At 55.2% G+C, this 19,040-nt stretch carries 15 protein-coding genes; 8 read left to right on the top strand and 7 right to left on the bottom strand.

Going from position 1 to position 19,040, the window contains the following annotated elements:
* The first annotated feature begins 142 nt into the window (after positions 1 to 142).
* Entirely contained in the window at positions 143 to 1,126 is a 984-nt protein-coding gene (gene ycjG, locus BY447_RS01655) for an L-Ala-D/L-Glu epimerase (protein ID WP_110330341.1), read from the top strand.
* Here the strand turns inward: ycjG and mpaA are convergent.
* Entirely contained in the window at positions 1,101 to 1,808 is a 708-nt protein-coding gene (gene mpaA / locus BY447_RS01650; RefSeq protein WP_033783201.1) for a murein tripeptide amidase MpaA, read from the bottom strand. The two genes, ycjG and mpaA, sit on opposite strands and share 26 nt — an antisense overlap.
* Before the next feature lie 152 nt (positions 1,809 to 1,960).
* On the opposite strand from mpaA, the gene BY447_RS01645 reads away from it, so the two are divergent.
* The gene (locus tag BY447_RS01645; protein ID WP_110330340.1) at positions 1,961 to 3,580 is read left to right on the top strand and encodes a peptide ABC transporter substrate-binding protein; all 1,620 of its coding nucleotides are present in this window, start codon (positions 1,961 to 1,963) and stop codon (positions 3,578 to 3,580) included.
* A 118-nt stretch (positions 3,581 to 3,698) separates the two neighbouring features.
* On the top strand, positions 3,699 to 4,682 hold the full coding sequence (gene zntB / locus BY447_RS01640; protein ID WP_033783199.1) for a zinc transporter ZntB: 984 nt from the start codon (positions 3,699 to 3,701) through the stop codon (positions 4,680 to 4,682).
* 491 nt (positions 4,683 to 5,173) lie between these two features.
* Here the strand turns inward: zntB and ttcA are convergent, their stop codons facing one another.
* The 3 genes from ttcA to BY447_RS01620 all read right to left on the bottom strand — a co-directional run bounded on the left by ttcA (position 5,174) and on the right by BY447_RS01620 (position 8,379).
* Complete coding sequence (ttcA, locus tag BY447_RS01635) at positions 5,174 to 6,109, bottom strand: tRNA 2-thiocytidine(32) synthetase TtcA (RefSeq protein WP_110330339.1); 936 nt, start codon at positions 6,107 to 6,109, stop codon at positions 5,174 to 5,176.
* Positions 6,110 to 7,236: 1,127 nt separating this feature from the next.
* Entirely contained in the window at positions 7,237 to 7,503 is a 267-nt protein-coding gene (locus BY447_RS01625) for a hypothetical protein (RefSeq protein WP_110330337.1), read from the bottom strand.
* A 219-nt stretch (positions 7,504 to 7,722) separates the two neighbouring features.
* On the bottom strand, positions 7,723 to 8,379 hold the full coding sequence (locus BY447_RS01620; RefSeq protein ID WP_013357964.1) for an MgtC/SapB family protein: 657 nt from the start codon (positions 8,377 to 8,379) through the stop codon (positions 7,723 to 7,725).
* 184 nt (positions 8,380 to 8,563) lie between these two features.
* Here BY447_RS01620 and BY447_RS01615 point away from each other — a divergent pair, with 184 nt between their 5' ends.
* A complete protein-coding gene (locus BY447_RS01615; RefSeq protein WP_003853763.1) occupies positions 8,564 to 8,839 on the top strand; it encodes a DUF333 domain-containing protein in 276 nt (91 codons plus the stop codon).
* Between the two features lie 46 nt (positions 8,840 to 8,885).
* Here the strand turns inward: BY447_RS01615 and BY447_RS01610 are convergent, their stop codons facing one another.
* Complete coding sequence (locus BY447_RS01610) at positions 8,886 to 9,878, bottom strand: 2-hydroxyacid dehydrogenase (protein ID WP_013357963.1); 993 nt, start codon at positions 9,876 to 9,878, stop codon at positions 8,886 to 8,888.
* Between the two features lie 145 nt (positions 9,879 to 10,023).
* On the opposite strand from BY447_RS01610, the gene BY447_RS01605 reads away from it, so the two are divergent.
* Genes BY447_RS01605 through BY447_RS01595 form a run of 3 tightly spaced genes read left to right on the top strand, consistent with a single transcriptional unit; the run spans position 10,024 to position 13,186 of the window.
* Complete coding sequence (locus tag BY447_RS01605) at positions 10,024 to 12,651, top strand: YdbH family protein (RefSeq protein ID WP_110330336.1); 2,628 nt, start codon at positions 10,024 to 10,026, stop codon at positions 12,649 to 12,651.
* Positions 12,648 to 12,836: a YnbE family lipoprotein gene (locus tag BY447_RS01600; RefSeq protein WP_013357961.1), complete on the top strand. Its 189-nt coding sequence runs from the start codon at positions 12,648 to 12,650 to the stop codon at positions 12,834 to 12,836. Before BY447_RS01605 ends, BY447_RS01600 begins: the two co-directional genes overlap by 4 nt.
* Before the next feature lie 11 nt (positions 12,837 to 12,847).
* Complete coding sequence (locus tag BY447_RS01595; RefSeq protein WP_110330335.1) at positions 12,848 to 13,186, top strand: YdbL family protein; 339 nt, start codon at positions 12,848 to 12,850, stop codon at positions 13,184 to 13,186.
* Positions 13,187 to 13,246: 60 nt separating this feature from the next.
* Here BY447_RS01595 and BY447_RS01590 read toward each other — a convergent pair whose 3' ends face one another.
* Positions 13,247 to 13,846, bottom strand: a complete 600-nt coding sequence (locus BY447_RS01590) for an FMN-dependent NADH-azoreductase (protein ID WP_013357959.1) — start codon at positions 13,844 to 13,846, stop codon at positions 13,247 to 13,249.
* A gap of 256 nt (positions 13,847 to 14,102) precedes the next feature.
* Between BY447_RS01590 and hrpA the strand changes: the two genes are divergently transcribed.
* Positions 14,103 to 18,005, top strand: coding sequence for an ATP-dependent RNA helicase HrpA (hrpA, locus tag BY447_RS01585; protein ID WP_110330334.1), 3,903 nt, complete (start codon positions 14,103 to 14,105; stop codon positions 18,003 to 18,005).
* A gap of 55 nt (positions 18,006 to 18,060) precedes the next feature.
* Here the strand turns inward: hrpA and BY447_RS01580 are convergent, their stop codons facing one another.
* Positions 18,061 to 18,870 carry a trypsin-like serine peptidase gene (locus BY447_RS01580; RefSeq protein WP_008925243.1) on the bottom strand — a complete coding sequence of 270 codons (810 nt, stop codon included), beginning with the start codon at positions 18,868 to 18,870 and terminating at the stop codon, positions 18,061 to 18,063.
* Between the last annotated feature and the right edge of the window lie 170 nt (positions 18,871 to 19,040).

The following is a 19,040-nucleotide window of genomic DNA, read 5'->3' as shown; positions in this document are numbered from 1 at the left end:
GATTCCTTTTGATGAGAAAAAATATCCAATACAAAACGGCTAAAGATAGCCGTTGTTTATGACATAAATGTTAAGGGTTTACGAGTTCAATTGTTGAATTTACGTGGCGGTCTGTCACTGCCTCACACACTGTGGAGTGGAAATGAGAACGGTAAAAAGTTATCCCGAAGCCTGGCCATTGCATACGCCGTTTGTCATTGCCCGTGGAACGCGAACCGAAGTCAAAGTGGTGGTGGTTGAAATTGAGGAAGACGGCGTCAAAGGCGTCGGAGAAGCGACGCCTTATGCGCGCTACGGTGAAAGCGAAGCCTCGGTGCTGGCGCAAATCGCCACGCTGCTGCCCGCGCTGCAACAGGGCATGACGCGCGAAGCGCTGCAACAGGCACTGCCTGCTGGTGCTGCGCGCAACGCGATTGACAGCGCACTGTGGGATTTGGCCGCACATCAGCAGCAGAGCAGCCTCTGGCAGCTTAGCGGTATTAGTGCGCCTGAGGATGTGGTCACCGCACAGACCGTCAGTATCGATACCCCGGAAGCGATGGCCAGCAGCGCGCTGGCGCTGTGGCAGCATGGTGCAACGCTGCTGAAGGTTAAGCTGGACGATAATTTCATCACCGAACGGCTGATGGCGATCCGCGCAGCTGTGCCGGACGCGACGCTGATTGTGGATGCGAATGAGTCCTGGCATGCTGAGGGGCTGGCGGCGCGCTGTCAGCTGCTGGCCGATATCAATGTCGCGATGCTGGAGCAACCTCTGCCCGCGGATGAGGATGCGGCACTGGAGAACTTTATCCATCCGTTACCGATCTGCGCGGATGAGAGCTGTCATACCCGCGAAAGCCTGGTGGCACTACGAGGCCGCTATGAGATGGTCAACATTAAGCTGGATAAAACGGGTGGACTGACCGAGGCGCTGGCGCTGGCCGATGCGGCTCAGCAGCAGGGTTTTACGGTGATGCTGGGCTGCATGCTTTGTACCTCGCGGGCGATACGCGCTGCGCTGCCGCTGGTGCCGCAGACCCGCTTCGCCGATCTCGACGGGCCAACCTGGCTGGCGGTCGATGCAGAACCGGCGATCAACGTGCGCAACGGTCAGCTGATTATTGCTGCCAGCGCAGCAGGTTGACCATCATCTCAAGGTAAGTCTCTGTGGCTTCATCCACAGAAATCACCGGCATTTCAGCGGTGACGCAGGGCAGACTGAGATCGTGACACCAGCTGCCGAATGAGCCTGGCGTGTCATAGCCGACGCTGCTGACGCGGGGAAGGCCGGTGTGGCTGGCCAGCCAGCCGCCAATCTCCACCTGATGCGGATCGTCAATGCAGCCCAGCGGTTCATGCCATGAGACGATCCAGCGCGGCTTAAGCTGATGAATCAGGGCACAGAGCGCCTGGGTTTCCGGTTCAGAGCCCGGATGCGTGCCGGTTGAGAGCGCCACATCACGCGCATCGGCCGCGCTGTTCCAGCGATACACCGTCTCGCCTGACTGCCAGTTTGCTGCCGGGAAGTTACGGTTGAGATCGACGCCATTTGCGTTAGCGCGCAGCCCAAGCTGACAGCCATCCGGATTCACCGCTAATACCACATGGTGCCGACGCATGCCGTCGGGCAGCGTGCGTAATGCGGCGGAGAGCGTCGCGATGGCCGCATTCTCATCACCATGGGTGCCGGCCAGGATCAGTCCGCTGTCGGGATCGCCGAGCGGAGCCGGAAACCACAGCAGCGGTGCGCCCAGCACAGAGCGGCCATACTGCTGATAGGGAACGTCAAGTTTGCCCCGCAGGGGTCGCGGATGGAGTGGTGACATACTCATTTCCTCAAAGGGTTTTACTCAAAGTAGCGGAAAAGCCGTGCGCGGAAAATAGCTATTTATCTGTCAGCCATTTGCGCTAAAGTGCCCTGCACAAGCTGTATCAGCAACAGACTGATGCAGCACTTCTTTGGGGTAAAGGAGTGATGATGGTTAAGACCTTTCGTATGACGCTGGCAGCAATCAGTCTGAGCAGTGTTATCACACCCGCTATCGCGGCGAATCCACCCGCTGGCGCACAGCTGGCTGAACAGCAGCAGATCGTTCGCCACATTAAAGATGAACCCGCTTCACTTGATCCGCTTAAAGCAGTCGGACTGCCGGAAATTCAGGTGATTCGCGATCTGTTTGAAGGCCTGACCAATCAGGATGCACAGGGCAAGATTGTGCCGGGCGTGGCACAGAGCTGGAGCAGTAACGACAATAAAACCTGGGTCTTCACCCTGCGCAATAACGCGCGCTGGTCAAACGGCGATCCGGTGACTGCGCAGGATTTTGTCTACAGCTGGCAGCGCCTGGTCGATCCAAAAAACAGTTCACCCTTTGCCTGGTTCGCGGGCTTAAGCGGCATTGAAAATGCGGCAGCGATTACCAAAGGCGAAATGACGCCCGATAAGCTGGGTGTGATCGCTCAGGGTAAAACGCAGCTGAAAGTGACGCTGGATCGTCCGGTGCCGTGGTTCCCGGCGCTGGTGGCTAACGTGGCGCTCTTCCCGGTTCCTCAGAAGACGATTGCGCAGGAGGGCGACAGCTGGACGTCACCCGGCAAACTGGTGGGCAACGGGGCCTATCAGCTCAGCGAGCGGGTGGTAAATGAAAAAATCGTCCTGATCCGTAATCCGGACTACTGGGATGATGCACATTCGGTGCTGACAAAAGTGACCTTTGTCCCGATCAATGAAGAGTCGAGCGCCACCAAGCGCTATCGCGCGAATGATGTCGATATCACCGAATCCTTCCCTAAGAATATGTATGCGATGCTGAAAAAAACGTTGCCGGGAGAGGTCTACACACCTGACCAGTTAGGTACCTATTATTATGCCTTTAATACGCAGAAGGGACCGACTGCCGATGTGCGGGTTCGTAAAGCGCTGTCATGGTCTATTGACCGTAAAGTCATTGCTGAAAAAGTGCTGGGCACCGGTGAGAAGCCGGCGTGGCACTTTACGCCAGATGTGACAGCAGGCTTTAAGCCCTTGCCCACTTTCATGCAGCAGCACGATCAGAACACTCTGAACGCGCAGGCGAAAGCACTTCTGACATCAGCCGGATATGGTCCTGGCAAGCCTTTGAAACTCAAGTTGCTCTATAACACCTCTGAAAGCCATCAGAAGATTGCGATTGCTGTGGCCTCAATGTGGAAAAAGAACCTCGGGGTGGATGTCACGCTGGAGAATCAGGAGTGGAAAACCTATATCGACAGCCGTAATAGCGGGAACTTTGATGTGATCCGTGCTTCGTGGGTGGGTGACTACAATGAGCCCTCTACCTTCCTGAATCTGCTGACCTCAGGCAACAGCAGCAATATTTCGCGTTTCAGCAACGCGGATTATGATGCGGTCATCGCCAAAGCCAGCAAAGAGACCAATGACCAGGCGCGCAACAGCGACTACAACCGGGCGGAGCAGATCCTGGCTGAACAGACACCCATTGCCCCTATCTATCAGTACACCAATGGCCGCCTCATTAAACCCTGGGTCAAAGGCTATCCCATCACAAATCCTGAAGACGTCGCCTACAGCCGTGAACTCTGGATTGAAAAGCACTAAGCCTGTCATGGCCGGTTTTCCGGCCATCGGCTGACATCTTTCTACACAGCCCGGAGATTGCAACTCAACACCGTCACGCTAGACTGTATCGTATTGATTTCAGTAGAGAGGGGACGGTGTGGACGTTATTGAAGGAAAAGCATTACAGGTTTCAGATGCCATCATTTCCTGCCAGCTGGATGGCAAGGGTGGGATGATCCCGATTGCTGAAGATGAAGTCATCCAGTGTGAGCAGCCCTGCTGGCTGCATCTCAACTATACCCATCGCAAGAGCGCCGAATGGCTGCAGTCAACGCCACAGATCCCCGATACGGTGCGTGACGCCTTAGCAGGCGACAGCATGCGTCCTCGCGTCAGCCGACTGGGCGACGGGTTTATGATCGTACTGCGCAGCGTCAACCACAATAGCGATGCACGTCGCGACCAGCTGGTGGTCATGCGGGTCTTTATCAACGATAAGCTCATCGTCTCGACCCGGCGGCGCAAAGTCTCTGCCGTCGATGAAGTGCTAATCGATTTGCAAAACGGCAATGGTCCGATTGACTGCGGCAGCTGGCTGGTGGATGTCTGTGATGCGCTGACCGATCACACCAGCGAATTTATCGAAGAGTTACATGACAAAATTATCGAGCTGGAAGATGCGCTGCTAGATCAGCGGATGCCCGCACGCGGCGAGCTGGGCCTGCTGCGCAAGCAACTGATTGTGATGCGACGTTATATGGCACCTCAGCGCGATGTCTATGCCAGGCTGGCCAGTGAAAAACTGGCCTGGATGGATGATAGCGAACGCCGCCGGATGCAGGAAATTGCTGACCGTCTGGGACGCGGGCTGGACGATCTGGATGCAGGCGTGGCGCGCACCGCGATTCTGGCTGATGAGGTCGCCTCTGCGATGGCGGAATCGATGAACCGCCGCACCTATACCATGTCACTGATGGCGATGATCTTTCTGCCCGCCACGTTCCTGACCGGCCTGTTTGGCGTCAACCTGGGCGGCATTCCGGGCGGTGAATGGAAATATGGGTTTTCAATCTTCTGTCTGCTGCTGGTGGCGCTGGCAGTAGGGGTCGCGGGCTATCTGCGTAAACGGCGCTGGCTCTGATGCGCCAAAGGGAATGCGGCAATTACGATATGTGGGCTGAAAATCCCGTTAAGCGAGCAAAAGCTGATCGACATCAAGAACCCGTTGCCGCTGCTGACGCAAACTCTCTCCCGCAGGTGAATGCAACGTCAAGCGATGGGCGTTGCGCTCCATATTGTCTTACTTCCATATTTAGAATTATTGCATAGCACATTTAATTCGAAACATGCCGGCCAGTGTGCCGGCTTTTTTTTGTCTGCCTGGCTGTAACGCCGTTCCTTATCTAAGCTTAAACTCCATTCGTAAGAAAAGGAGTACGGCATGAGCGCGATTCTTAACAGCGAGCCGATCCCCACGGATCCAATCCCGATTCCTGAACCCATTCCCCAGCCGCAACCGCAGCCTGATCCACCAACCGATCCGGAATTTCCGCCGATAATGGATCCTCCGCCTCATCGAAACATATAAAAAAGGGCGTGCTGCCTGCAGCACGCCCTTAAACTTTCCCGCACTTATTTAATCTGTAGTACATCCAGACGCGCGCTGATATCGGGTACATCGTCTTCATCGACCCGCCAGCCCACAGGCTGAGCTGGCAGCGTTTCCCGGTCAAAGGCGAGATCGCCGCCATCAACGACGGCATCGCCATGTTTGATGCCTTTAAAATCGAACAGATTGATATCTGCCAGGTGCGACGGCACCACGTTTTGCATCGCGCTGAACATGGTTTCGATACGGCCAGGATAGCGCTTATCCCAGTCACGCAGCATATCGGCTACCACCTGACGCTGCAGGTTCGGCTGCGAACCGCAAAGGTTGCACGGAATAATCGGGAACTGACGTGCTTCGGAGAAACGAATGATATCTTTCTCACGGCAGTAGGCCAGTGGACGGATCACAATCTGCTTGCCATCGTCGCTCATCAGTTTTGGCGGCATGCCTTTCAGTTTTCCACCGTAGAACATGTTCAGGAACAGCGTCTGCAGGATGTCATCGCGATGGTGGCCCAGCGCAATTTTTGTGCAACCGAGTTCTGTCGCGACACGATAGAGAATGCCACGGCGCAGGCGCGAGCAGAGTGAACAGGTCGTTTTGCCTTCCGGAACCTTATCTTTGACGATAGAATAGGTATCTTCTTCGACAATCCGGTACTCAACACCCTGCGACTCAAGATATTGCGGCAGGATATGCTCAGGGAAGCCCGGCTGTTTCTGGTCAAGGTTGACGGCAATCAGGCTGAAGTTTACCGGTGCGCTTTTTTGCAGGCTGCGCAAAATTTCCAGCATGGTGTAGCTGTCTTTTCCGCCCGACAGGCAGACCATGATGCGGTCGCCTTCTTCAATCATATTAAAATCTGCAATGGCTTCGCCGACATTACGACGCAAACGCTTTTGCAGTTTGTTCAGGTTGTACTGTTCTTTCTTGCCAACCGTTTGATTTTCTTGCATTTTTACCTATCTCAAAAACCAGAAAGCGTAGCTAAAGGGCGTATTGATGCGCGCGCCCAGCCGGTCACTTCACTGTGATGTCACGAATATGCAGCGTATGGTACGGATTGTTGCCGCGAATGCCAGTACTGGAGTGAAGTAATCAGCGGATAATCGCTGTCAGAGTCACAGGCCGCTTTCCCGTCAGGGCGATGATTGCCGGAATGCGGTACTGCGAAAGAGCGCGAGCAAAGAGGGCGGGTTTTGCTTCGTCGTAAGCAAACCGGCGGGCTGAGACGACTCGAAAAGGTTTCAGCTGCGCGATGTCAGCTGACGGGCACATCTTTCCACTGACAATCAATTTCATCACTGTGCGTTGAACAGGACGGCAGTGATGACGGGTAAGCATCAGTCCGCGCATGCTCTCTTTTTACCGCACAAGCTGTGGCCATAAAAATGACAGAGATAATTAAAAAAATTTTCATCAGCACTACCGGATTAATAAAAAACACAGCATGCGATGCTTTAACTCAATCAGGCCTAAATGCATTGCGGGTTTTATCGCTCTGATTTGATGCACATCAAAAGAAATGTTTCCGTTAAATTCGCAGTGAGTCGGATATTAATCGCTGCTTTCATTTTTCAGGTGATAATCTTAAAAACAGGCTCTGTTGAATGTGCGTTGACCCGTTGGGTCTATAATAATAAATTCAGACGCACTGACGTGTTGTGTATCTCATTAAAAACGATAGTTTTATAATTCCTGTGGCGCGCAATAAAAAATGACTTTCCAGTAAAATCAGGGATGTTCATGACATCCGATATGCAGACTGCGTGAGCGCGGTCGTTTACATTTATGCTTATATGCGTTTACACAGACTCTCTTACATTGACCTGTCGGTTCGCACCTTTCGTCAATACAGACTGCCTGTGAAGCCGTTTAATGTCGGGCTATCTATGTGAAAAAAAATGAATCAATATTTAATGTCTATGAGGCATCCCGATAAAAATCGCAAAATAAAAAAGTACGGCATCAGATTTATTATGACATTGATACTCTTCTTACTTTGCTATGTTGCGGTTATGTATTGTGGCGTTCTGCTGCTGGTCAACCGGCATGGTTTACTCCATTTTTTGCTGCACTGAATTCAGCCGCAGGCCTGAAAAATCCAGCGATAAGCATGATGTAAAAATTGCCTGAGTACTTCCAGAATATCTTCCGCACCTTCTCCAGCAAGACATTGTCCGGTCTCCAGCGCATTATTAACCAAGTTCCGATGATCCAGGATCATCATGATTGTCACAACACCCGCGCCCGCAATCAGCGTAAAAATCAGCACCATTAATGCAGGCTGGTAATTTTTTCGCGCAGCAGCAGGCAGGGTATCTTGAGAATGGTCAGAGTTTTGGCGCATTGGTCCCCGGGGAAAATTATTACAATGATAAACAATAACGGATTATGCCATTAATTACCGGCTCGCTCTATGTCTCAGGTCAGGCTGTGGCTTCGTTGATTTGCGGGCAGATGGATTCGGATGGGTGAGGGCAGAAGGCGCTGGCTGCTACTAACTGCCTTCTGCGATGTCCGGATGCCTGCAGGAAGATATCTGGTCTGAGGCCTATTTCCGGCGGGATTACATCATTTCCAGCGACTGAACACCCTTGATCTCCATAACCTTGTCATAAAGGTGCGCATCATTTGATTTGCGTGAAAGCGTCACCTGAACACTCAGTTCGCACAGACCGCTCTCTTCATCACGATTAATGACCGTCACATTGCCGTAGCGAATGCCTTCGCGCTGCATCACCAGCAGCACCAGCGGCACGCTTTTAGGCTTAAGGAAAACCAGCAGCGTATGGTGTTTGCCGATTAAAACATGGCTCAGGCGGCGGAACACCTCCAGCACCACCAGCGCCAGCACCGTGCCATAAATGCCGATCTCATACATGCCGCTGCCGATTACCAGACCAATCGCCGCCGTAACCCATAATCCTGCCGCCGTGGTTAAGCCTTTCACCACCTGCTTCTGAATCATGATAGTGCCCGCGCCAAGAAAGCCCATGCCGCTGACCACCTGGGCTGCAATACGGCTGGGATCAAGGGCCACATGGTCGCTGCTGAGCATGTCGGCGAAGCCATATTTCGACACCAGCATAAACATGGCACTGCCGATTCCGACCAGAATATGAGTACGCAATCCCGCTTCTTTAGCCCGCATCTGCCGCTCCAGACCAATCAGGCCGCCGAGAATGCCGGCAAGGGCGATGCGAATTAACATATCCATTAACATGGCTTTACTCCGAAATAAAAGGGGCCGCAAAAGGGTGACAGTTCAGCGATAGCAGGTAAACAAGATAATTCTGCTTGCAAATGACGCCGGAGAATTTTGTAAAAAGCTGTTTCACCTCTCGACCCCTTGTGCCGCCTGACATATGCTGAGCCAGCCTATTACACCCATTCCCGGAGTCCGACTGATGAAAGCAGCCACCTTTTTGCTGGCCGGTGCCGCGCTATTACTCTCTGCCTGCAGCAGCAACAGTGATGATAACGAGCCACCACAACAAGCCACCGCCGCCCATATCCAGCCACGGGTGGTGATGTCTTCCCTGGCAGAAAGCACCTGTTCGAATGCGGGTGGAACGCTGGCCTTCTCGCATCAGCTGGATGGATCGCGTGTGGGAATGTGTCAGTTAGTGAATGGCCGTCGCTGTGATGAGCAGGCGTTAATTGGCGGAAATTGCGCGCGCTGATGAACAGGCCGGATTGCTCCGGCCCGCATAGCTATACAGAGAATAATCAGGCAGAGAGTCGGTTCGGACACTCCTCACCACGGTCGAGCTGGCTGAGATTACTCAGCGTCGTTTCAGAAATGGCGGTCAGCGCTTCGGCGGTTAAAAACGCCTGATGGCCGGTGAACAACACGTTATGGCACGCCGACAGACGGCGGAATACATCGTCCTGAATCACATCATTCGACTTATCTTCAAAGAACAGGTCGCGTTCATTCTCGTAAACATCCATGCCGAGCGCGCCGATCTTCTGCTGTTTCAGCGCGTCAATCGCCGCCTGTGAATCAATCAGACCACCGCGACTGGTGTTGATAATCATCACGCCATCGCGCATCTGTTTAAACGCGTCAGCGTTAAGCAGATGATGATTCTCTGGCGTCAGCGGGCAGTGCAGCGTAATGACGTGGGATTCAGCAAACAGCGTTTTCAGATCGACATACTCCGCGCCCAGCTCCAGTGCCTGCTCGCTGGGGTAAGGGTCAAATGCCAGCAGCCGCATACCAAATCCTTTCAGAATGCGCATCGTCGCAATCCCGATTTTACCGGTGCCGATAACGCCCGCAGTTTTGTTGTGCATGTTAAAACCGGTCAGGCCATCGAGCGAAAAGTTTGCATCACGGGTACGCTGATATGCACGATGAATACGGCGGTTCAGGGTCATCATCAGGCCGATCGCGTGTTCAGCCACCGCTTCCGGTGAGTAGGCCGGAACCCGGACGACTTCCAGACCCAGCTCTTTCGCGGCAGCCAGATCGACATTATTGAAACCGGCACAGCGCAGCGCGATGTATTTCACACCCAGCCCAGCCAGCTCTTCCAGCACCGGGCGACTCCCGTCATCGTTTACGAAGATGCAGACGGCATCGCAGTCCACAGCCGTTTTCGCCGTGCTTTCAGAGAGTAAAAAGTCAAAAAACACCAGTTCAAAACCGAACTGCTGATTAACCTGCTCAAGGTATTTCTGATCGTAATGTTTGGTGCTGTAAACCGCGATCTTCATCGTTATGCTCCTGCAGAGTGATAAACCAAGGATAACGTTTTCTGACTGACTTTGCTGAAACAGCTGATTTGCGCCTGGCGCAGGCCTTCACCTCTGGCAGATTACATGCCATCATTCCTGTCAGGATACTGTAAGGAAAAGGATTATGGCTTTTATGCCACGGATTTTCCGGCGACGGCTGGCGGCTATTCTGGCGCTGATTCTGCTGCTGCTGGGCCTGATGTTGACTGTGACGCAATGGCTGCCACGGCTGGCCGGCATCTGGCTGCCTGACGGGACGCGCATTGCGCTGTCAGGCGCGCCGCGCTGGCGGAACGGTGGACTGTGGTTGCCTCAGATTCGTTATCTCGCCGGTGATTGCTCGCTGACCACCGTAAAGGCGGTGTCACTGGGCTGGCATCAGTCGCGCTGGAAACTCAATGCGGAAGCGCTGACGCTGGATAGTGACTGCCTGCAAAAACTACCGGCCAGTAACAGTACGGTTGCGCCTAAAACGCTGGCCGAATGGCAGGCAATGCTGCCTGGCGCCGACGTTCATCTGGGCAAACTGATTGTCGCGCCCTGGCAGACCTATGCGGGCGCGCTGGATCTCACGCTGGAAAAAGATCGCCAGCAACTCAATTACCACGGCGATAATCTGCAGCTGGCGGCCACGCTGACCGGTCAGCAGCTCGCTATCCGTGGCCTGTCGCTCACCCATCCTGCACTGCCTGAACCCGTTACGCTGAGTGGTCATCTGACGTTACCCACTTTTGCTACAGATCTGCCGGTAAACGGTGAGGTGGCCGGGCAGCTGGCGCTGGACGCGCTGCCACATCCCCTGCAGCTGACGCTCAACTGGCAGCAGCAGCAGGGCGAGCTGCGGGTAGCAATGGCGGAAGAGAGCAGGCCGCTTCTCCGGTTACCGTGGCAGGTCAGCCGCGATCAGATTCGGATTGAAAAGGGCGAATATTTCTGGCCACTGGCGGACCAGCCCTTGTCTGGGTTTGTTAACCTGACGCTGGATAACTGGCAGTCGGGCCTTGAAGGCAGCCAGATTACGGGTCGCGTTAACCTGCTGACGCAGGGACGCGGCGGCAAGGGCAACGTAGTGCTGGGCATCGGTCCTGGTCACCTCAGCCTGATCAACAGCAACCTGCCGTTTCAGCTGACCGGTGAAAGCAAACTGGCCGATCTGCAACTTTACGGCTCGATTCCGGGTGTGCTTAGTGGTTCGCTGCTCGATCCTACACTGGTGCTGCAACCTAAATCGCTGCTGCGTCTGCGTGGCCGGCTGCTGTCAACGCTGGAAGTGGATGAGGCGCGCTGGCCGCTGGCGGGTGTGCGTCTCTCCTCACAGGGCATAGATGGTCGCCTGCAGGCGATTCTCAACGCACACGATGCCAGTTTTGGCCGCTTCCGGCTGCATCTCGATGGCCGCGCCACAGATTTCTGGCCCGATAAGGGTGAATGGAACTGGCGCTACTGGGGCGGAGGCGAGATGCTGCCGCTGCAGGCTCGCTGGGATGTTAAAGGAACCGGCGGCTGGCATGACACGCTGATCCAGCTTAATACTCTGTCTGCCGGCTTTAATCAGCTGGCCTACGGCAGCGTCAACATAGCAAAACCGCGTCTGACGCTGACTGAGCCGGTAAACTGGCAGCGTGATGCGGCACATCCTTCTTTTAATGGCCATTTCAGACTGCAGGCGGGACCGACCCGCTTCACTTATGGCGGCCGTCTGGCTGACTCAGTGCTCGACTTTGAAGCTAAAGGCCGGGATCCCGGCTATTTCCTCTGGCGGGGCGAGTTAAAAGCGGGCAAGGTTGGCCCGCTGCGAGTGAATGGTCGCTGGGATGGCGAACGATTACGCGGCCAGGCCTGGTGGCCAGCTCAGTCGCTGACGGTATTTCAGCCGCTGATCAGCCCCGACATGAAAATGCAGATTCAGGGCGGCAGTCTGCAGGCACAGATCGCTTTTTCCGCCGCCAGCGATCAGGGCTTCCAGGCCGGGGGCCACTGGACGGTTAAGCAGGGCAGCGTCTGGACGCCGGACAGCCAGGTAAACGGTATCGACTTCTCGCTGCCGTTCAGATTCCACGAGCAGCAGTGGCAGTTTGGGCAGCATGGCCCGGTTTCACTGCGCATTGCCGAGGTGAAGAACCAGTTTGCGATGCAGAATATTCGCGCCGACCTGCAGGGTAACTGGCCATGGTCTGAACAGGCGCCGCTGACGCTGCAGGATGTCAGCCTCGATCTGCTGGGCGGACAAATCTCGCTGCCCTCCCTGCGTATGCCGCAGCATGAACCCGCGCGGGTGTCGCTGCGTCAAATCAGCCTCAGCGAGCTGGTGACGGCACTGAAGCCGAAACAGTTCGCCATGTCGGGCAAGGTTAACGGCGAGCTGCCGCTGTGGCTCAATAATCCACGCTGGCTGGTGGAGAAGGGATGGATTGCCAACAGCGGCCCGCTGACTTTCCGGCTGGATAAAGATATGGCGGATGCCATTACCCGCAACAACGTAGCGACCGGCGCGGCGCTGGACTGGTTACGCTATATGGAGGTCTCCCGCAGCTGGGCCACGATCAATCTGGATAACCTCGGCGACCTTACTATGGAAGCACAGGTGCAGGGCGTCAGCCAGTTCAGTAACCGTCGGCAGACGGTCAATCTTAACTATCATCATCAGGAAAACCTGTTTCAGCTCTGGCGCAGCCTGCGCTTCGGCGATAATTTGCAATCCTGGTTAGAGCAACATGCGACTTTGCCATCGAACAAGGACAATTCACCATGAGCCTGAGGCCATTACTGGTTCTGGCAGCCGGACTGCTGAGCATTGGCTGCGTGCCGCGCATCGAAGTCACGGCACCCAAAGATCCCATCACCATTAATATGAACGTAAGAATCGAGCATGAGATTCACATCAAAGTCGACAAGGATGTGGAAGCGTTACTGAAAAACCAGAGCGGTCTGTTCTGAGGAGAGCAACGATGAAACGCATAAGTGCGGCGCTGTTACTCGCTCTGGCGATGGCGCAGCCTGCCTGGGCACTGACGCTCAATGAAGCGCGGCAAGCGGGTCTGGCAGGCGAAACGCTCTCAGGTTATCTGGCGGCACGGTCACAGGACAGTGAAACGCTGGCGCTGGTGCAGCGTATCAACGCCGGACGTAAACAGGAGTATCAGCGACTGGCAGAGCAGAATAATCTCTCCACGGCTGATATCGCCAGTATTGCCGGACAGAAGCTGGTGGGCCGAGCGGCCACGGGGGAATATGTGCGCGGCATTAACGGTCAGTGGCTGAGAAAGGAAGCAGGCAGCGGCCAGTGACAGGCGAAAAAAACCGGGCGCATGGCCCGGTTTCCAGTGTCATCCTGAGATGACTGAGACTTATGCGGTCACGATCTGCTTAATTGTGTCTTTTGCTTCAGCGGTCGCTTTGCTGGCCACTTCCGGACCGTACGCGATGCCTTCAGCAAACACGAACTCAACGTCAGTGATGCCGATGAAGCCCAGGAACAGCTTAACGTAAGGGGTCAGCAGGTCAGTTGGGGTATCTTTGTGAATGCCGCCACGGCTGGAGATCACCACAGCCTTTTTGCCTTTAACCAGACCTTCCGGGCCTGCTTCGGTGTAGCGGAACGTCACGCCAGCACGGGCAATCAGGTCGAAGTAGTTTTTCAGCTGGGTTGGAATGTTGAAGTTGTACATTGGCGCGGCAATCACCACTTCATCATGAGCCTGCAGTTCTGCAATCAGTTCATCGGACAGATCCAGTGCTTCCTGCTGACGGGGTGACAGCGGCGTTTCAGATGGGCGCATTGCACCGACTAACTCACCATCCAGAACCGGAATCGGGTTAGCGGCCAGATCACGTACAGTGACGTCTTTACCCTGTGCCTTTGCCTGTTCGATGTAGAAGTCAGCGAGCTGGCTTGACTGTGAGTAGCCTGCAAGGATGCTTGATTTCAGAACTAAAACTTTGCTCATGGTGGTTTCCTGTCTGTTACGCGGAAGACTTTCCGCTCAATGGTTTACACTCTACGGTTATCGATGGCGCGGTGAAAGCGCAATATTTCGAGACCCATGTTCGAATTTATTGAATAAGCGTAACCGGGGCGAGCCGCCGGAACGGTTCAGAATGTGCTATGATGCGCACAATTATTTTTATTGAATCAGCTGGTTATCCCGGCTTGCAGGGCGCTGCTTCAGGCAGCGACACCGTCTGAGTAAGGTTGTCACTATTATGTCATCTCCCGATACTTCCCCACTGGCAGCGCTCTGGCCACGGCTCGACGGTGTCATGCTGCGCGATCGCCAGCGTCTGCAGCGCCGCTTGCAGGGTGCCAGAAAAGCTAAAAATCCCGAGGCACAGCAGGGCATTGCCCGCGAGCTGGAGCAGGAATTTATTGCTGCTGAACAGCGCGTGGCCCAGCGCCGCGCGGCAACGCCAGCCATAACCTTCCCGGACAATCTGCCGGTCAGTCAGAAGCAGCAGGATATTGCGGCGGCGATTCGCGACAATCAGGTGGTGATTGTTGCGGGTGAAACCGGTTCAGGTAAAACCACGCAGCTGCCGAAAATCTGTCTGGCGCTGGGACGCGGAATCACGGGTCTGATTGGACATACCCAGCCGCGTCGTCTGGCTGCGCGCACTGTGGCGAATCGCATTGCTGATGAGCTCAGTACCTCACTGGGCGGCTGTGTCGGCTATAAGGTGCGGTTTAACGACCAGGTCAGCGACCTGACGCAGATTAAACTGATGACCGACGGTATCCTGCTGGCGGAGATCCAGCAGGATCGCCTGCTGATGCAATATGACACCATCATCATTGATGAGGCGCACGAGCGCAGCCTGAATATCGATTTCCTGCTCGGTTATCTGCGTGAGCTGCTGCCGCGCCGCCCCGATCTGAAAGTGATTATTACCTCGGCGACCATCGATCCGCAGCGCTTCTCGCGGCACTTCAACAACGCGCCGGTGATTGAAGTTTCCGGCCGGACTTACCCGGTCGAAGTGCGCTACCGGCCGGTGGTAGAAGAAGCGGATGATGGCGATCGCGATCAGCTGCAGGCGATATTTGATGCGGTGGATGAGCTGGGACGAGAGAGTCGCGGCGATATTCTGATTTTCATGAGCGGTGAGCGCGAAATCCGCGACACCGCCGATGCGCTGAACAAGCGCGACCTGCCGCACACCGAAGTGCTGCCGCTCTATGCGCGACTGTCGAATGCCGAACAGAACCGGGTATTTCAGTCGCACAGTGGCCGTCGCATCGTGCTGGCGACCAACGTGGCGGAAACCTCGCTGACGGTGCCCGGGATCAAATATGTCATCGATCCCGGTACGGCGCGTATCAGCCGCTACAGTTTCCGCACCAAGGTGCAGCGCCTGCCGATTGAGCCGATATCGCAGGCCTCCGCCAACCAGCGTAAAGGGCGTTGCGGCCGTGTTTCAGACGGTATCTGTATTCGTCTCTACTCGGAAGATGACTTCCTGAGCCGTCCGGCCTTTACCGATCCGGAAATCCTGCGTACCAACCTGGCGTCGGTGATCCTGCAGATGACCTCGCTGGGACTCGGCGATATCGCTGCTTTCCCGTTTGTGGAAGCGCCCGATAAGCGCAACATTCAGGATGGCGTCCGCCTGCTGGAAGAGCTGGGTGCGCTGACCCTGAATGAGGAGAGCGGACACTACAAACTCACCGGCTCCGGTCGTCAGCTGGCACAGTTGCCGGTCGATCCGCGTCTGGCGCGAATGGTGCTGGAAGCGCAGAAATTTGGTTGCGTGCGTGAAGTGATGATCATCACCGCCGGTCTGTCGATTCAGGACCCGCGCGAGCGCCCGGCAGAGAAAAAGCAGGCGTCCGATGAGAAGCACCGGCGCTTTGCCGACAAAGACTCCGACTTCCTCGCCTATGTGAATCTCTGGAACTACCTGGCGGAGCAGCAGAAAGCGCTGTCGGGCAACCTTTTCCGCCGCCAGTGCAAAAGCGACTTCCTGAACTATCTGCGCGTACGGGAATGGCAGGATATTTATACCCAGCTGCGGCAGGTGGTGCGTGAACTGGGCATTCCGGTTAACAGTGAACCGGCTGAGCTGCAGCCCGTTCACTGCGCGCTGCTCAGCGGTCTGCTGTCGCATATCGGTCAGAAGGACACCGACAAGCAGGAGTACACCGGCGCACGCAATACCCGCTTCTCGATTTTCCCGGGTTCCGGGCTGTTTAAGAAGCCGCCGAAGTGGGCCATGGTGGCAGAACTGGTTGAAACCAGCCGCCTGTGGGGCCGCACGGCGGGACGGATTGAGCCGGAGTGGATTGAGCCGCTGGCGCAGCACCTGATCAAGCGCAGCTACAGCGAACCGCACTGGGAGAAATCGCAGGGCGCGGTAATGGCTGCCGAGAAGGTTACGCTCTATGGCCTGCCGATTGTGGCCGCCCGCAAGGTGAACTATGGCAGCATTGATCCCACTCTGAGTCGTGAGCTGTTTATCCGTCACGCGCTGGTGGAGGGCGACTGGCAGACGCGTCACGCCTTCTTCCGTGCTAACCAGAAGCTGCGCAGTGAAGTCGAAGATCTGGAACACAAATCCCGCCGTCGCGATATTCTGGTGGATGACGAAACGCTGTTTGCTTTTTATGACCAGCGCATTGGCAAAGAGGTTGTCTCAGCGAAGCATTTCGACAGCTGGTGGAAAAAGGCCAGCCGTGAAAACGCGGAGCTGCTGAACTTCGACAAACAAATGCTGATCAAAGAGGGCGCGGATAAGGTCAGCCAGCTTGATTACCCTAACTTCTGGCATCAGGGCAACCTTAGACTGAAGCTGAGTTACCAGTTTGAGCCGGGTGCCGATGCGGATGGCGTGACGGTACATATTCCGCTGCCGCTGCTGAATCAGATTGAAGATAGCGGTTTTGAATGGCAGATCCCCGGGGTACGCCGTGAGCTGATCATCGCGCTGATTAAGTCACTGCCCAAGCCGCTGCGCCGCAACCTGGTGCCGGCACCCAACTACGCCGAGGCGTTCCTGGGACGCGTCAAGGCAATGGAGATGCCGCTTCTCGATGCGCTGTCCCGTGAGTTTCGCCGCATGACCGGCGTCACGCTGGAGCGGGAAAACTGGCAGTGGGAACAGGTGCCCGATCATCTGAAAATGACCTTCCGGGTGGTGGATGAACACAACCGTAAACTGCTGGAAGGTAAAGATCTCACCGTGCTCAAGGCACAGCTGAAAGGCAAGGTGCAGGAGACGCTGTCAAAAGTGGCAGATGACGGGCTGGAGCAGAGCGGTCTGCATATCTGGAGCTTTGGTGAACTGCCGCGCAGCTACGAACAGAAGCGCGGTAGCTATCAGGTCAAAGCCTGGCCTGCGCTGGTCGATGAGAAAGAGAGCGTCGCCATTCGCCTGTTTGACAGCGAGCAGGAGCAGCAGAAAATGATGTGGCGCGGTCAGCGTCGTCTGCTGCTACTGAATGTGCCGTCACCGGTTAAATATCTGCACGAGAAGTTGCCGAACAAAGCCAAGCTCGGACTTTACTTCAACCCTTATGGCAAAGTGCTGGAGCTGATTGATGACTGCATCGCCTGTGGCATCGACAAACTGATGGGTGAAGCGGGCGGTCCGGCCTGGGATCAGACCTCGTTTGAGCAGTTGCGTGACAAAGTTCGCGGCGAACTCAATGAGACCGTCGTGACCATTGCGAAGCAGGTTGAGCAGATCCTGACGGCCGTCTTCAACATCAATAAGCGTCTCAAAGGCCGGGTCGATATGACGATGGCGCTGGCGTTGTCCGACATCAAGGCGCAATTAAGTGGTCTGGTTTATCGCGGCTTTGTCACCGGCAACGGCTGGCAGCGACTGGCGGATACGCTGCGTTACCTGCATGGCATTGAGCGGCGGCTGGAAAAACTGCCTGCCGATCCACACAGCGATCGCGCGCGCATGTTAAAAGTGCAGGCAGTGGAACAGGCGTATCAGGCGTGGCGCAACAAATTGCCGCCGCAGCGTCAGGATGATGAAGAGGTGAAGAACATTCGCTGGATGATTGAGGAGCTGCGTATCAGCTACTTTGCTCAGCAACTGGGTACGCCGTATCCCATCTCAGAGAAGCGAATTCTGCAGACAATGGAGCAGATAGCAGGGTAAAAGCCAGGATGCGCGCCGTAACAGGCGCGCATCCTGTGGTGAAGGCTAAGGAAGATTACTGCGCGAGAGATTCCAGCTTATCTTTAAACGAGGTGACTGAAATCGCGCGGTTATCAGCCAGATAGCGATCTTTGGCTGCCGGCGCAGAGCTTTGTACCGCGATTAACTGCCAGCCTTTATCACTTTTGAGCAGCAGCGGTGAACCGCTGTCACCCGGCAGGGTATCACACTGATGCGACAGCACGGCGCGCTGCGCCCAGCCGGTAATCAGGCAATCACTGTGAGAGTAGAGCGTATCCAGATGATCGGCCGGATAGCCTGCCTGTGTCACTTTGCGTCCGGTCAGCTTCAGTGCCGCAGTAAGATCGCTGCGTGAGCCATCGAACAATGGAATGGGCGTAATCGCGGAGGGCGGATTGCGTAAAATTACGATGCCATAATCATAGGGCGCAGCACTGCTCGGCACGATCCAGCCTTCACCATCCGCTTTTAATTTTGATGCCAGCGAGGGTTCAACCCGCGCATCAATATCATGAAGTTCGTAGCGCCAGCCTTTATCACTGGCCATAAATCGCAGCGCAACCGGCTTATCGAAATTACCCGGCGGGGAGAGCAGACAGTGTCCGGCCGTCAGCGCCAGATGCGGAGAGATGAGCGTGGCAGTACAGAGGTTGCCGCTTTCGGTTTCCAGCTGACCAATGGCATCCCAGGGGGCAGCGGTAATATCGGTGATTGCCTGGCGATGATCCTTGCCGAAGAACAGCATCTTAATTTCAGCAGGAGTAGGCGAGTCATCGTCATCATCGGCGTGAACCGTGGTGGCAAAGCTGAAGAGTCCAACCATTAACAGGGTAGCCAGGCGCATAGAAATCTCAATGGCGAGAAAAATTAACGTTATTGTTATTACGTAAGTACGGTAACTATAGTCGGTGAGCGTTGAAAAAGGGAGTTTTATTGGTTAATCAGTACGCTACAGCGGCTAAATAAAAAAACTGGCTGCAACAATGCCACACAGGATCATAACAAGCAGAATAA

The sequence above is a fragment of the Pantoea sp. JKS000250 genome (assembly GCF_003201065.1).
GTDB lineage: Bacteria > Pseudomonadota > Gammaproteobacteria > Enterobacterales > Enterobacteriaceae > Pantoea > Pantoea vagans.
Note: the sequence above shows the minus strand (reverse complement) of the source record. Positions and strands in the feature narration are given on the sequence as shown.